This is a genomic window from Pseudomonas sp. Irchel 3F3 (assembly GCF_900187545.1).
In the GTDB taxonomy this organism is placed as follows: domain Bacteria; phylum Pseudomonadota; class Gammaproteobacteria; order Pseudomonadales; family Pseudomonadaceae; genus Aquipseudomonas; species Aquipseudomonas fortuita.
Window position 1 is genome coordinate 104,969 of sequence record NZ_FYDS01000012.1, and the last position, 13,772, is coordinate 118,740.

Consider the following 13,772-nt stretch of genomic DNA (forward strand, 5'->3'; position numbering starts at 1 on the left):
TTTGCGACACGTTGCCGCAGGGTGCATTGCAAAGCCATCCCGGGTGGAGGATGCTGATCAGACTCTCTATCTGCGGAGAACTACAACAATGCAGAGCAATCCTTTCAGTCGCCATGCCCAGCAAGTCCATACCGTTGCCCACGGTGGGGCCGGGGAGGGGGGCAGTGACCCGTCCATCGCCCGCTCATGGCTGCGCTGCCTCGAGGACTACCACCTTGACCCTGCTGTGATCGAGGCCCCGCTGGTGCTTGAGCACGGGCGCCTGCTGGAAAGCCGCGAGCGCCTGCACCAGGTGCTGCAAATTGCCGACCATGAGATGAACAGCCTTCACCAGCAGCTTTCCGGGGCTGGCCACGCGGTATTGCTGACCGACGCCCGCGGGGTAATCCTCAATTGCGTCAGCGCGCCCGCCGAGCGGCGCAGCTTCGAGCGTGCCGGGCTGTGGCTGGGCGCCGACTGGAGCGAAGCGCGCGAGGGCACCAACGGCATCGGCACCTGCCTGGTCGAGCGCCAGGCCCTGACCATCCACCAGAATGAGCACTTTCGGGGCCGCCATACCGGGCTGACCTGCTCGGCCAGCCCGGTGTTCGACCCCCATGGCGAACTGCTGGCGGTGCTTGATGTGTCGTCGGCCCGGCCTGATGTTTCCCGCCAGAGTCAGTTTCACACCATGGCATTGGTCAACCTCTCGGCGAAGATGATTGAAAGCTGCTATTTCCTACGCCATTTCGAGCAGCAGTGGTTGCTGCGTTTCCACCTGCAGGCCGAATCGGTTGGCCTGTTCAGCGAAGGTTTGCTGGCGTTCGACGGTGACGGGCGCATCTGTGCGGCCAACCAGAGTGCGCTGAACCTCTTGGGGACCGTGCGCGGTGGCGTGCTGGGCAAGCCCATGCAGCGCTTCTTTGCCTGCAGCCACGACGAGTTGTTCAACCGCGCCATGCCCGCTGGCAGTACGGTATGGCCGCTACACACCCGGGACGGCCGCCAGGTGTTCGCCAGCCTGCGCGGCCAGGCACGTACGCCGGTATGGTCAGTGCCCACCGCTTATCGCCAGCCCGTGCGCGAAGTGGAGCCGGCCATCTGCCTGCTCGACCCGGCATTACAAAACGACTTTCGCCGCTGCGTACGGGTGTTTGAGCGTGATGTGCCGTTGTTGCTGCGTGGCGAGACCGGTTGTGGCAAGGAGGCGTTTGCCCAGGCCGTGCACCAGGCCAGTGAGCGGCGCGGCAAGCCGTTTGTCGCCATCAACTGCGCATCGATCCCGGAGAGCCTGATCGAGAGCGAGCTGTTTGGGTACCGAGGTGGCAGCTTTACCGGCGCACGCAAAGAAGGCATGCGCGGCAAGCTGCTGCAGGCTGACGGCGGGACCTTGCTGCTGGACGAGATCGGCGACATGCCGCTGGCCCTGCAAACCCGCCTGCTGCGGGTGCTGGAGGAGCGCCAGGTGGTGCCGATCGGGGGTGAACCGCAGGCGGTTGATGTGCGCATTGTCAGCGCTACCCACCGCGACCTGCTGGAGCGGGTGGCACAGGGCAGTTTCCGCGAGGACCTGTATTACCGCCTGAATGGCCTGGAGGTGGCGTTGCCGGCGGTGCGCGATCGCAGTGACAAGGCGCAGTTGCTGGACTTCCTGCTGCGTCAGGAGGCGCAGGGGCATCGGGTCGAGCTGGAGCCCAGTGCGCGCCAGGCGCTGCTGGACTTCACCTGGCCGGGGAACGTGCGGCAGATGCGCAATGTACTGCGTACATTGGTAGCGCTTTGCGATAGCACCTTCATTGAGCTCTGCGACCTGCCCGCGACCTTCCGCAGCAATGCGGCCTCTGTGGGAGCGGGCTTGCCCCGCGAAGCAGGCAACGCGGTGGATGGCACCGGCCTTGCCGGTGTTCGCGGGGCAAGCCCGCTCCCAAACGGGTTCAGCAATAGCCTTGGAGATCATGAGCAAAACAGTCTCTCCCACAAGAGCACGCCGGTGCGCCTTGAGACCGCTGAGTGCGAAGCTCTCCTGTCAGTACTAGAGGCAAAACACTGGCACCTGACTCGCGTCGCCGAGCACCTGGGCATCAGCCGCAATACCTTGTATCGAAAACTGCGCAAACACGGCATCACCCGGGTTGACTAAGCGAAACAGCGAGTGCGAATTGTCGCGCCCTGGGCTACCCTGCCTCGATGTTTTGCGAGGTCAACCATGCATATTCACATTCTCGGTATTTGCGGCACTTTCATGGGCTCGCTGGCGGTGCTGGCCAAGGAACTTGGCCATCGCGTCACCGGCTCCGACGCCAATGTCTATCCCCCGATGAGCACCCAGCTCGAAGCCCAGGGCATCGAGTTGACCCAAGGCTATGACCCCGCCCAGCTGGACCCGGCGCCAGACCTGGTGGTCATCGGCAATGCCATGTCCCGTGGCAACCCGGCGGTGGAGTACGTGCTGAACAAAGGCCTGCCCTATGTTTCCGGCCCGCAATGGCTGGCAGACCACGTGCTGCAGGGCCGCTGGGTACTGGCCGTTGCCGGCACCCACGGCAAGACCACCACCAGCAGCATGCTGGCCTGGGTGCTGGAACATGCCGGCATGAGCCCGGGCTTCCTGATTGGCGGTGTGCCGCAAAACTTCTCGGTGTCGGCGCGCCTGGGCGATACGCCGTTCTTCGTGGTCGAAGCGGACGAGTACGACAGCGCCTTCTTCGACAAACGCTCGAAATTTGTCCACTACCACCCACGTACCGCGATCCTCAACAACCTTGAGTTCGATCATGCGGATATTTTCCCGGACCTGGCCTCGATCGAGCGGCAGTTCCACCACCTGGTGCGCACCATCCCGGGCGAAGGCCTGATCATTCACCCTACCACCGAGCAAGCGCTGGAGCGGGTGATCGGCATGGGTTGCTGGACCCCGGTGCAGACTACGGGCGAAGGCGGCCAGTGGCAGGCGCGCCTGCTCAGCGCCGACGGCTCGCGTTTCGAGGTACTGTTCGAGGGTGAGGTGCAGGGCGTGGTGGATTGGGCGCTGACTGGCCAGCACAACGTTGCCAACGCCCTGGCTACCTTGGCGGCGGCCCGCCATGTCGGCGTGGTCCCGGCCATGGGCATCGAGGGCCTGAGCGCCTTCAAGAGCGTCAAGCGGCGCATGGAAAAGGTTGCCGAAGTGCAGGGCGTGACCATCTACGATGACTTCGCCCACCACCCGACCGCCATCGCCACCACCCTCGACGGCCTGCGCAAGCGTGTTGGCGAGTCGCCTGTGATTGCCGTGATCGAGCCACGCTCCAACTCGATGAAGCTCGGCGCCCACCGTGACGGATTACCGGAAAGCGTCAACGACGCCGACCAGGTGATCTGGTACGCCCCGGCCAACCTCGGCTGGGACTTGGCGGCCACCGCTGCGAAGTGCAAGGTACCGAGCGTGGTGGCCGACAGCCTCGACGCGATCATCGAGCGGGTCAAAGGCCAGGCACGCCCCGGCACCCACGTGGTGATCATGAGCAACGGCGGCTTCGGTGGCCTGCACGGCAAGCTGGCCGAGGCCCTGAAGTGAGCGGGCCGGAACGCATCACCCTGGCCATGACGGGCGCCTCGGGCGCCCAGTATGGCCTGCGGCTGCTCGATTGCCTGGTGCGCGAGGACCGCGAGGTGCACTTTCTGATCTCCAAGGCCGCGCAGCTGGTGATGGCCACCGAGACCGACGTGGTGCTACCGGCCAAGCCTCAGGCGATGCAGGCATTTCTTACCGAATATACCGGCGCCGCCGACGGGCAGATCCGTGTGTACGGCAAGGAAGACTGGATGTCGCCGGTGGCCTCAGGCTCCGGCGCCCCGGCGGCGATGGTGGTGGTACCTTGCTCTACGGGTACCCTGTCCTCGATCGCCACAGGTGCCTGCAACAATCTGATCGAACGTGCGGCAGACGTTACCCTCAAAGAGCGTCGCCAGCTGATTCTGGTACCCCGCGAAGCACCGTTTTCCACCATCCACCTGGAAAACATGCTCAAGCTGTCGCAAATGGGGGCGGTGATCCTGCCGGCGGCGCCGGGCTTCTATCACCAGCCGCAAACCATCGATGACCTGGTCGACTTTGTCGTGGCGCGCATCCTCAACCTGCTGGCCATTCCCCAGGACATGTTGCCGCGTTGGGGCGAGCATCATTTCGGGGTGGATGATTGAAGCGTGCGTTGCTAGGTGTGGCGGCGCTGGTGATGCTGGGCGGCTGCGCCACTGCGCGCACCCTGGATGCCGCCAAGCCAGGGGCACCGGTGGTGTATGCCGGTACCCGGCTGGATTTGTACGTCATCAATGGCGGGTGCTGCCCGCGGGACCACTACGGGGCTGATGCACCGGCCTATCCAGGCCTGGACCTGCCCGGCAGCATGCTGCTCGATACGCTGTTGTTGCCGTTGTCATTGCTGACTGCGGCCGGGGTGGGCTTTCAGGCAACCGGCGGGCTCTAGCCAGCGCCGTCCACCCTTGTGGGAGCGGCCTTGCGGCCCTATCGCGACACAAGGCCGCTCCTGCAACGGTCCAGTGCAGCTTTCAGGGGGTTTTGCCCAATTTGCGAAGCTCATCCGACTCCACAATCCGCACCCCGTCCTCTTCCTCCAGCGCCAGCCGCCACAAGGCTCGGGCCAGGGTACAAGCCTCGATCCCTCTGTACTTGCCGGGGATCAACCGGGAAAACGGCGAAGCCAGTTGTTCCGCGAGCCGTGGCTCAATCCGCTCGCCCAATAGCAAAGACGGCCGCACGATGGTCAGCTGCGGCCAGTCCTGGGCTTTGAGCGCTTCTTCCATCTCGCCCTTCACCCGGTTGTAGAAAATAGACGATTTCGGGTCGGCGCCCAGCGCACTGACCACCAGCAAATGCCGTGCGCCCATCTCCCGGGCACGCTTGCTGAACGCCACTACCATGTCCAGGTCCACTGCGCGGAAAGCCGATTCGGAGCCGGCCTGCTTCAGCGTGGTGCCCAGGCAGCAGTAGGCGATATCAACACGCCCGGCCAGCTGTGGAAGAAATACCGCCGGGTCGCCGACCGGGTTTTCCAGGTGCGGATGCCCGGCCAGCGGCCGGCGGGTAGGCGCCAGTACGCGGGTGATGGTGGGCTCGTTGAGCAGGCGGTCAAGCAGGTGCTCACCGGTCAGGCCGGTGGCACCGGCAAGCAGGACATGCTGAGGCGTCAAATACATGATGTCTCTCCCTTGTTACACACAAGTCTAGTGGCTGCCAGGCATTTTTGCCTGTCCTCCCACGTTGGCCTGTGCGGCGTTACGCAATGCTTCTTCGGCCTGTTGCCGGCGCAAGTGCTGCCAGTGTTCAAGTACTGCTGGCGGCGCCCACAGCTGGGGCTCCGAAGCCTCGAAGCCTTCCCTTTGTTCTCTTTCGGCAACGCTGGCGCGTGCCAGTTCAAACGCCTGTTTCAGGTCGTCGGTCTGGTTCAGTGCTTCTGCGAACAGGGCGTCACCAAAGTAGGTGAAATCGGCTTCTTCCGAGCATCCGAAGGACACGCGGTCGGCCCGAGCGGCGGTCATTATCACCGTGCGATCATCCTTGAGCGGGGCAATGTAGCCGCCTGAATAGCACGCCGAGATGACGATTACCTTGTCGCGGTTTTTCAGCGGCGCCAGGGCGGTGGCCAGCTCGTCGGCAGTAAGGTCGGCCAGTTGCAGGCGCGGCTGGTCGAGCACCAACTGGTGGTCCTGGCTGCCGTGGCTGGTGAGGTAGATGAACACCAGGTCTTCGGGGCCGCTGCGTTCGGCCAGCGTGATGGCGGCACGGGTGAGGGTCTCGCGGGTGGCCATAGGTCGGGTGGCCATGTGGTCGCGGTGATTGACCAAGGTCACTTGGCCACGGGCGCCAAAGCGCACTTTGAGCATGTTGCTGACATAGTCGGCTTCTCGCAGAAACACGCTTTGCTGGCCATCGCCGGCCACTACCAGGCTGTAAAGCTGAATGGGCGGTGCCGAGCGCGGTACGCGCGCAAGCGCCTCTTCCAGCAGCCGGCCCTGGTTGAGCAGGGCCAGGTCGAGAGGGTCGGGCAGCAGCTTGCCTTTCTGGTCGCGTACGCGAACGCCGTTGGCCCAGGTGCCACTTTCGACCTGGCCACTGGCAAGGGTCAGCCGCCCATGGCCATGGTAGGCATCGTTCAGGAAGCCGCCGACATACGTGCTGCCGTCGGCCAGCTGCAGGCTGCCCTGGCCCGACAGGCGCCAGTCGATGAACTCGCCCTTGTAGTGGCTGCCGTCGCTGCCCAGCAGTTCGCCTTCGCCCACCAGCGAGCCATCCTTGAACTCGCCGATCCACACATCGCCATCGGCGCTTTCATAGCGGCCACGGCCTTCCAGGCGGTTGTCCTTGAACTCACCGATGTACTGCTCGCCGTCGACGCTGTCGTAAGTACCGCTGCCTTGCAGCTGGCCGTTGACGAAGCGCCCGCTGAACTGGTTGCCGCTGGCATCGCTGCGTACGCCGGCGCCGTTGGGCTTGCCCTTGGCGAACAGGCCTTGATAGCGGCTGCCGTCGGCCAGCTCCAGCTCGCCCGCGCCTTCGTACAGGTCGTCCTTGAACTGGCCGCGGTAGGTCTGGTCGGCTTGCTTGAGCGTGCCTTCGCCGTCGCGGCGGCCGTGCTTGAAGGTGCCACTGTAGTGGCTGCCCGGGGTGGTCAGGTCGCCCAGCCCCTCGAACAGCCCCTCGGCAAACTGGCCACGGTAAACCTCGCCGTTCTGGCCATGCCACTCGCCCTGGCCATGCCACTGCCCGTCCTTGAAGCCGCCGGCGTACCAACTGCCGTTGGGGTAGTCGATACGGCCCTCGCCCTGCAACAGGCCGTCGACCACTTGCCCCCGGTAACGCCCCCCGTCAGGCAGGCGTGCGTCCGGCGCAAGCAGCGATTCGCCATCGCCACAGGCGGCGAGCAGCAGGACCAAGGTAATGGGGAGCAGTGGACGCATGGCGAGGACCGGGCAATAGGTTTGCCGAGTATGACGCAGAATAAGGGGCCGAGACAGATAGGGCACAAGTAGATGAGGCAACGGACCGGCGCGGCGAGATGGCTGTGGGGTGAATGTCGGGGGATCGAGGGTGGGCAGACAAGTGCATGCCTTGAGTTGTTCATCGCCTGTGAGATCGAGCGCCGCCCGCGCGGCGCTTCGCGGGGCAAGCCCGCTCCCACATTTGTTTCGGGCCAGTCACTCCTGCACCCTAGGCGCGCGCCCCCTGGATGTATGACATGACATTGATGAAGAGCAGCTGCTTACCCTTCGATATCGAATGGAACAAACAAGGGGCCGCGCGGAAAAGGTTCAGGTAGTACTGGCCCGAAACAGATGTGGGAGCGGGCTTGCCCCGCGAAGCGCCGCGCGGGCGGCGCTCGATCTCACAGGCGATGCACAACTCAAGTCATACCCTTCAATGCCCCCGCAAAAAATCCACCATCCTGCGGTTCACTTCTTCAGCCGCCTCCATCTGCACCATGTGGCCGGCGTCGGCTAGCACCAGCACCTCGGCCTCCAGGCCTTCGGCATGGCTGGCCGGGATGATCGCGTCCTTCCCGCCCCACACCACCAGCGCCGGATGCTGCCCCAGCACCCCACGCAGGTCGTGGCGCTGCCGGTTGCCGTCGGCGATGGCCGATGCCAGCTGGGCCAATGCGGTATCAACACCTTCCAGGCGCTTGAACTTGAGCATGTCCTCCAGCATTTGCCGGGTCACCAGCGCCGGGTCGGCAAACAATTGCACCATCTGCGGTTTAAGGGCGTTGCGGTTGGCGGCGGCGACAAAGCCTTGCAGGTACTGCCCGTTAATCGCTTCGCCCAGGCCGGCGCTGGCCACCAGGCTCAGGCTTGCCACCCGCTGCGGCGCCAGGCGCGCCACGTTGAGGCTTACCGCGCCGCCCATGGAGTGCCCGGCCAGGTGGGCCTTGGCGATGCCCAGGTGGTCGAGCAGCGCCAGCACGGTTTCGCTCAGCTCATCCAGGTCGCCACGTTGCAGTGCTTTGGCGGACTCGCCGTGCCCTGGCAGGTCCAGGGCGATCACGCGGCGTTCGGCGGCCAGCGCCGGATGGTTGAACAGCCAGTTGTTGAGGTCGCCACCAAAACCGTGCACCAGCACCAGCGGCGTGCCGCCTTCCCCCAGCTCGAACCAGCGCACCAGGCGGCCGCCTATTTCAGCCTTTTGTGGGGCCGGCCCCTGTGCCTGATCGCCCCCCCCTTCGGCGACGAACCCGGCCTGAAAGCGCTGCACCACCGCATCGATTTCCGCTTCTTCGGCTTCGCCTTCCACCACCACTGCCAGCAGCGCGCCGACCGGCAGGGTTTCATCCGGCCTGGCCACCTGGCGGCGCAGTACGCCACTGAACGGGGCTTCGACGCTGCTGCTGATTTTGTCAGTCTCGACGTCCAGCACCTCGTCGCCCTTGTTGATTGCGTCACCTTCCTGCTTGAGCCAGGTGTCCACCCGGCCTTCGGTCATCGACAGGCCCCACTTGGGCATGGTCAGGGTATGGATCTGGCTCATGCGGCACTCCTTGCGGCTTCTATCACCTTGCGCACGGCTGCTTCGATCTTCGCCGCGTCAGGGATGTACAGGTCTTCCAAGGCATCGGAGAACGGCACCGGGGTGTGCGGTGCGGTGACCATTTCGATCGGGCCCTTGAGTGCGCCGAAGGCCTTTTGCGCCACCAGCGCGCTGATGTCGGTGGCCATCGAGCAGCGCGGGTTAGCTTCGTCGATCACCACCAGGCGGCCGGTTTTTTCCACGCTTTCAAGAATGCTGTCCTCGTCCAGCGGGCTGGTGGTGCGCAGGTCCAGCACTTCGCAGTCGATGCCCTGGCGGGCCAGGTTGTTGGCTGCTTCAAGTGCCACGTGGACCATGCGGCCATAGGTGACCAGGGTCACGTCGTCACCATCGCGCAGGAAGTTGGCCTCGCCGAACGGCACGGTGTACACCTCTTCCGGCACCTCGCCCTGCATGCTGTACAACAACTTGTGCTCGCAGAAGATCACCGGGTCGTTGTCGCGGATAGCCTGGATCAACAGGCCCTTGGCATCGTAAGGCGAGGACGGGCACACCACTTTCAGGCCGGGGATGTGCGTCCACAGCGAGGTGAGCATCTGCGAGTGCTGGGCGGCCGCACGCAGGCCTGCGCCGTACATGGTGCGCATCACCAGCGGGGTGACCGCCTTGCCGCCGAACATATAGCGGAATTTGGCGGCCTGGTTGAGGATCTGGTCCAGGCAGCAGCCGGCAAAGTCCACGAACATCAGTTCGCACACCGGGCGCAGGCCTTGCGTGGCGGCACCGACGGCAGCGCCGACGTAGCCGATTTCCGACAGCGGTGCGTCCAGCACGCGGCCGGGGAACTGGTGGTACAAGCCCTTGGTCACGCCCAGCACGCCACCCCAGGCGTCATCTTCGCCGGGTGCACCGGCACCGCCGGCAACGTCTTCGCCAATGATGAACACGGTGTTGTCGCGGCGCATTTCCTGGGCCAGGGCTTCGTTGATGGCCTGCTGGTAGCTGATCTTTCTTGCCATGGTGGTTCTCCTGTTGTTCTTGTAATCCGCGGCTCAGGGGTAGCTGACGTAGACGTCGGTGAGCAGGTCGGCGGGCTGTGGCTTGGGATCGGACTTGGCGCGGCGCACGGCGTCTTCGATCAGGTCCTCGATGCGCCCGTCGATGGCGTCCAGTTGCCCGGCAGTGAGCAGGCCAGCGCGGGTGGTCTTGTTACGGAACTGCATCAGGCAGTCGCGGGATTCGCGCAGGTTCTTCACTTCATCCGGGGCGCGGTAGGTTTGCGCATCGCCTTCGAAGTGGCCGTAGTAGCGGCTGAGCTTGACCTCGATCAGTGACGGCCCTTGCCCCGCACGGGCGCGCTCTATGGCGGCCCCGGCGGCCTCGTACACGGCAAAGAAGTCGAAGCCGTCGATGGTGACACCCGGCATGCCGAAGCCGGCGGCGCGGTCGGCAATGTGGTCGCAGGCGACGGACCAATTGGAGGCGGTGGCCTCGGCGTAGCCGTTGTTCTCGGCCACGAAGATGCACGGCAGGTTCATGATCGACGCCATGTTCATGGCTTCGAACACAGCACCCTCGTTGGAAGCGCCATCGCCGAAGAAGGCCACCGACACGTCATCACGGCCCTTGAGTTTGGCCGCCAATGCCGCCCCGGCCACCAGCGGTGCACCGGCGCCGACGATGCCGTTGGCACCGAGCATGCCCTTTTCCAGGTCGGCAATGTGCATCGAGCCGCCCTTGCCGCCGCACACGCCGGTTTTCTTGCCATAGATTTCGGCCATCATGCCGTACACATCCACGCCCTTGGCGATGCAATGGCCATGGCCGCGGTGGGTCGAGGCAATGCAGTCGCTGTCGCGCAGGTGGGCCATGACCCCGGCGGCGGAGGCTTCTTCGCCGGCATACAGGTGGACGAAGCCGGGGATCTCGCCCGTGGCAAACTCCACGTGCAGGCGTTCCTCGAAGGCGCGAATGGTGCGCATCACTTCATAGGCATGCAGCAGTTGTTCGGTACTGAGTTGATTGGACATCTTGTTGTTCTCCAGGGTTGTCTCAACGCGGGGTTGCAGGGTGCAGCCGATGGCCACGCGGCACGGTCAGCAGGTGATGGCGGGCGGCATGCGCCAGGACCGCCTCGACGTCCACGCTCAGCGGCCCTTGGTGGTCGAGCGTGATGGTGGGTGTATCGTGTTCGGCGAATTCGATTTCGCGCTCGCCGTCCAGGGCCAAGGTGCCGCTGGAAAGGCTCAGGCGATGGGCGACGCCAGGCATAAGCGTGCCGCTGGCGGTGATGCCGCAACCTTGCAGCAGGCCGGGCGCCAGGGGCGCGAGCAGCGCCTGTTCGGCACCGGGGTTCAAGCGCACCCAGACGCCATGGGGGGCCTGGCGCGATACCGGGCACCACAGCCCGCACAGGGCTGACAGGCCAATGGCATGGGGCTCGGCGAAGCAGGCAAAAACCTCGCACAGGTCTTCGCTGCGGCTGAGCGCACGGGCGCCGATGAAGCGCTGGGGCGAGACTGCCACCTCCACCAGTGCCCACTCGGCAAGCTGTTGTTCGGGCACTTTGACCAGCAGGCGCTTGTTGCGGCGCAGGCCGACATCGGTCGGTACCCGCCCGCAGGCGAGCAAGCCGCCGGCCAGACCGGCGCTGGTGGCTTCACGCAGTTCGGGGAAAGCATTGTTGGTGCCGGTGGACAAGGTCAGCAGCGGTACGTCACCCGCCTGGGCAGCGACCGCCTTGTGGGTGCCGTCGCCGCCGAGCACGGCGATCATCGCCACACCACGCTCGACCATGCGGCGGGTAGCCAGATGCGTGTCGGCAACGGTCTGGGTCAACGGCAGGTCGAGTATTTCGATGGTTGGCCAATGCTGGTCACGGGCGACCGGACCCTGGCTGGCCTTGAGCACGGCGGCGGCGATGCCCGTCATGTCGCTGGGCAGCAGCACCTGGCCGACGCCGGTAGCACCGAAGGCAGCCAGCAGCCGCTGGATCGCCGAGGCCTTGTCGGTGCTCGAATAGAGCCCGGCATTGGCGGTCAGGCGGCGCAGGTCGCGGCCAGAGGCAGGGTTGGCAATGATCCCGACGATCGGGGCGGGTAGCGGCATGGCGCACCTCGTATTTTTGTTTGCAAGGGCAGGAGCAAGCCCGGTGCCAGCTTTTCATGGCTTGGCTGAAGCGCCCGTGCCAGAGCGGTTTGCTTGCACGGCAGTACGTGCCCCTGGTGGCGTCCACGAGACGCTGGGTGCCAACGGGGGGCGTTGGTTGACGAGACGCTGAGACGCAGCGTCTCAAGCCAGCCGGTAATCACACAGTGCTTGTCGGGGCATGCGTGGAAGCGCTTAATGGCCGGACAACGATAAAAACAGCAACGAGAACCGGAGGGCCTGAATGCTTGCCGCGAACTCCCGAGCCCATGTCGACTGCGTCAGCCGGGTGCTGAAGAATGCCGACCGCCTGCCCCAGGCACCGGTGCCAGCGCTGATCCTCGATTCATGGCGCCGTTCCATGGAGCTGTACCGCCTCGACCCCGGGTCCCAACAGGGGCCGCGCATCCTGTCCCAAAGCCTGCTGAACGAATGCCGCGAACGCGCCGAACTGTTTCTGCGCATCGCTGGCGATGCCGTGGCACGCCTGCACGAGCGGGTGCGCGGCGCCGACTACTGCGTGCTGCTGACCGATGCCCAGGGGCGCACCATTGATTACCGGGTCGAATCGGCCATCCGCAATGACTGCCGCAAGGCCGGGCTGTACCTGGGCACTTGCTGGTCGGAAGGTGAGGAGGGCACCTGCGGTGTGGCGGCGGTGCTGACCAGCAAGGCGCCGGTCACGGTGCACAAGCGCGATCACTTCCGCGCAGCCTTCATCGGCCTGACCTGCACCGCAGCGCCGGTGTTCGACCCGCAGGGCGAGTTGCTGGGCGTGGTGGATGTTTCGGCCCTGCAGTCACCGGATGATCGCCGCAGCCAACACTTGATCCGCCAGTTGGTCGAGCAGACTGCCCGTGAAATCGAAAACGCCTTCTTCATGCACAGTGCACAGGGCCACTGGGTGATGCGTGCCCATGGCACACCGGGTTATGTGGAAAGCCAGCCCGACTACCTGCTGGCCTGGGATGCCGACGGCCGCTTGCAAGCCATCAACAGCCTGGCGCGCAAGCGGCTGGTACAGCACTTGGGGCGCTTGCCTGAGCACATTGGCGAACTGTTCGACATGGGGCAGCTACGGCGCGTCAACACCTCGTCCGCCCAGCGCCTGCCGGGCCTGGGCGGGCTGTATGGCCGTGTCAGCGCCCCGCAGCAGCGCCCGCGCGTGCAGCCCTTGCGTCAGGCTCAGGACCCCCGCATCGAGCAGCACTTGCGGCTGGCCACGCGGGTCAAGGACTGCAACCTGGCGGTGCTGGTACAAGGCGAGACGGGGGTCGGCAAAGAAGTTTTCGCCCGTCAGTTGCACCAGCAGAGCCAGCGCCGCGACGGCCCGTTTGTCACGCTGAACTGCGCCGCCATCCCGGAAAACCTGATTGAGAGCGAGCTGTTTGGCTACGTGGCCGGGGCCTTCACCGGGGCTTCCAGCAAAGGCATGCAGGGGCTGTTGCAGCAGGCTGATGGCGGCACCCTGTTCCTTGACGAAATCGGCGACATGCCGCTGAACCTGCAAACCCGCCTGCTGCGCGTGCTGGCCGAAGGCGAAGTGGCGCCGCTGGGTGCTGCACGGCGCGAACGCGTGGACATTCAGGTGATCTGCGCCACCCACCGTGACCTGGCAACGATGGTGGCGGACGGGCGTTTTCGTGAAGACCTGTACTACCGCCTGGCCAATGCCCGCTTCGAGCTGCCGCCCTTGCGTGAGCGCGAGGACCGCCTGGGGCTGATCCACCAGTTGCTGGCCGAAGAAGCCGAAGCCTGTGGGGTCGACGTGGTGCTGGCCGATGATGCGCTACAGGCGTTGCTGGTTTATCGCTGGCCGGGCAACCTGCGCCAGCTGCGGCAGGTCTTGCGCTATGCCTGCGCGGTGAGTGAAGTCGGGCAGGTTCGCTTGCTGGATTTGCCACAAGCGGTGCGGGGCGAGGCAGTCGTTTCGAGTGACAGCGGTGTATCGTGCCCGGCCCGGCAGTTGCTGCTGGACGCGCTGATCCGCCATCGCTGGAAACCGGCCGATGCGGCGCGGGCGTTGGGGATATCGCGGGCTACCTTGTATCGGCGTGTGCATGAGCACTGCATCGAGATGCCGCGGATGAAGGGGTAGGGCCCCGGCAGGCAATAAAAAACCCCG

11 protein-coding genes are annotated in these 13,772 nt (G+C 65.0%); 5 read left to right on the forward strand and 6 right to left on the reverse strand.

Features of this window, described 5'->3' with window-relative positions; all coding sequences use genetic code 11:
* The first annotated feature begins 88 nt into the window (after positions 1-88).
* The 4 genes from CKW35_RS23495 to CKW35_RS23510 all read left to right on the forward strand — a co-directional run bounded on the left by CKW35_RS23495 (position 89) and on the right by CKW35_RS23510 (position 4,445).
* Positions 89-2,119, forward strand: coding sequence for a sigma-54-dependent Fis family transcriptional regulator (locus tag CKW35_RS23495; protein ID WP_016484723.1), 2,031 nt, complete (start codon positions 89-91; stop codon positions 2,117-2,119).
* A gap of 66 nt (positions 2,120-2,185) precedes the next feature.
* Positions 2,186-3,535 (forward strand): UDP-N-acetylmuramate:L-alanyl-gamma-D-glutamyl-meso-diaminopimelate ligase, encoded by a 1,350-nt coding sequence (mpl, locus tag CKW35_RS23500; protein WP_095116991.1) that lies wholly within the window; start codon positions 2,186-2,188, stop codon positions 3,533-3,535.
* Positions 3,532-4,161, forward strand: a complete 630-nt coding sequence (gene ubiX / locus CKW35_RS23505) for a flavin prenyltransferase UbiX (protein ID WP_016484725.1) — start codon at positions 3,532-3,534, stop codon at positions 4,159-4,161. The genes mpl and ubiX overlap by 4 nt, the downstream gene beginning before the upstream one ends.
* On the forward strand, positions 4,158-4,445 hold the full coding sequence (locus tag CKW35_RS23510; protein ID WP_016484726.1) for a YceK/YidQ family lipoprotein: 288 nt from the start codon (positions 4,158-4,160) through the stop codon (positions 4,443-4,445). Before ubiX ends, CKW35_RS23510 begins: the two co-directional genes overlap by 4 nt.
* Positions 4,446-4,527: 82 nt before the next feature.
* Here CKW35_RS23510 and CKW35_RS23515 read toward each other — a convergent pair whose 3' ends face one another.
* From CKW35_RS23515 to CKW35_RS23540, 6 genes are all read right to left on the reverse strand, one after another.
* Positions 4,528-5,175, reverse strand: coding sequence for an oxidoreductase (locus tag CKW35_RS23515; protein ID WP_016484727.1), 648 nt, complete (start codon positions 5,173-5,175; stop codon positions 4,528-4,530).
* Between the two features lie 27 nt (positions 5,176-5,202).
* The gene (locus CKW35_RS23520) at positions 5,203-6,936 is read right to left on the reverse strand and encodes a C13 family peptidase (RefSeq protein ID WP_095116993.1); all 1,734 of its coding nucleotides are present in this window, start codon (positions 6,934-6,936) and stop codon (positions 5,203-5,205) included.
* Positions 6,937-7,393: 457 nt separating this feature from the next.
* A complete protein-coding gene (locus CKW35_RS23525; RefSeq protein WP_095116995.1) occupies positions 7,394-8,500 on the reverse strand; it encodes an acetoin dehydrogenase dihydrolipoyllysine-residue acetyltransferase subunit in 1,107 nt (368 codons plus the stop codon).
* Complete coding sequence (locus CKW35_RS23530; RefSeq protein ID WP_013970705.1) at positions 8,497-9,519, reverse strand: alpha-ketoacid dehydrogenase subunit beta; 1,023 nt, start codon at positions 9,517-9,519, stop codon at positions 8,497-8,499. Before CKW35_RS23530 ends, CKW35_RS23525 begins: the two co-directional genes overlap by 4 nt.
* A 33-nt stretch (positions 9,520-9,552) precedes the next feature.
* Positions 9,553-10,530, reverse strand: a complete 978-nt coding sequence (locus CKW35_RS23535) for a thiamine pyrophosphate-dependent dehydrogenase E1 component subunit alpha (protein WP_060519248.1) — start codon at positions 10,528-10,530, stop codon at positions 9,553-9,555.
* Positions 10,531-10,552: 22 nt separating this feature from the next.
* Complete coding sequence (locus CKW35_RS23540; RefSeq protein ID WP_023049488.1) at positions 10,553-11,608, reverse strand: ATP-NAD kinase family protein; 1,056 nt, start codon at positions 11,606-11,608, stop codon at positions 10,553-10,555.
* 283 nt (positions 11,609-11,891) lie between these two features.
* On the opposite strand from CKW35_RS23540, the gene CKW35_RS23545 reads away from it, so the two are divergent.
* Complete coding sequence (locus CKW35_RS23545; protein ID WP_016484733.1) at positions 11,892-13,745, forward strand: sigma-54-dependent Fis family transcriptional regulator; 1,854 nt, start codon at positions 11,892-11,894, stop codon at positions 13,743-13,745.
* Positions 13,746-13,772 lie beyond the last annotated feature (27 nt).

Excerpts from the sequence above, each read along its gene's own strand:
- CKW35_RS23520 (WP_095116993.1), bottom strand. The coding sequence starts at position 6,936 with ATGCGTCCACTGCTCCCCATTACCTTGGTCCTGCTGCTCGCCGCCTGT.
- CKW35_RS23515 (WP_016484727.1), bottom strand. The coding sequence starts at position 5,175 with ATGTATTTGACGCCTCAGCATGTCCTGCTTGCCGGTGCCACCGGCCTG.
- CKW35_RS23545 (WP_016484733.1), top strand. The coding sequence starts at position 11,892 with ATGCTTGCCGCGAACTCCCGAGCCCATGTCGACTGCGTCAGCCGGGTG.
- CKW35_RS23525 (WP_095116995.1), bottom strand. The coding sequence starts at position 8,500 with ATGAGCCAGATCCATACCCTGACCATGCCCAAGTGGGGCCTGTCGATG.
- mpl (WP_095116991.1), top strand. The coding sequence starts at position 2,186 with ATGCATATTCACATTCTCGGTATTTGCGGCACTTTCATGGGCTCGCTG.
- CKW35_RS23530 (WP_013970705.1), bottom strand. The coding sequence starts at position 9,519 with ATGGCAAGAAAGATCAGCTACCAGCAGGCCATCAACGAAGCCCTGGCC.
- CKW35_RS23540 (WP_023049488.1), bottom strand. The coding sequence starts at position 11,608 with ATGCCGCTACCCGCCCCGATCGTCGGGATCATTGCCAACCCTGCCTCT.
- CKW35_RS23535 (WP_060519248.1), bottom strand. The coding sequence starts at position 10,530 with ATGTCCAATCAACTCAGTACCGAACAACTGCTGCATGCCTATGAAGTG.
- CKW35_RS23495 (WP_016484723.1), top strand. The coding sequence starts at position 89 with ATGCAGAGCAATCCTTTCAGTCGCCATGCCCAGCAAGTCCATACCGTT.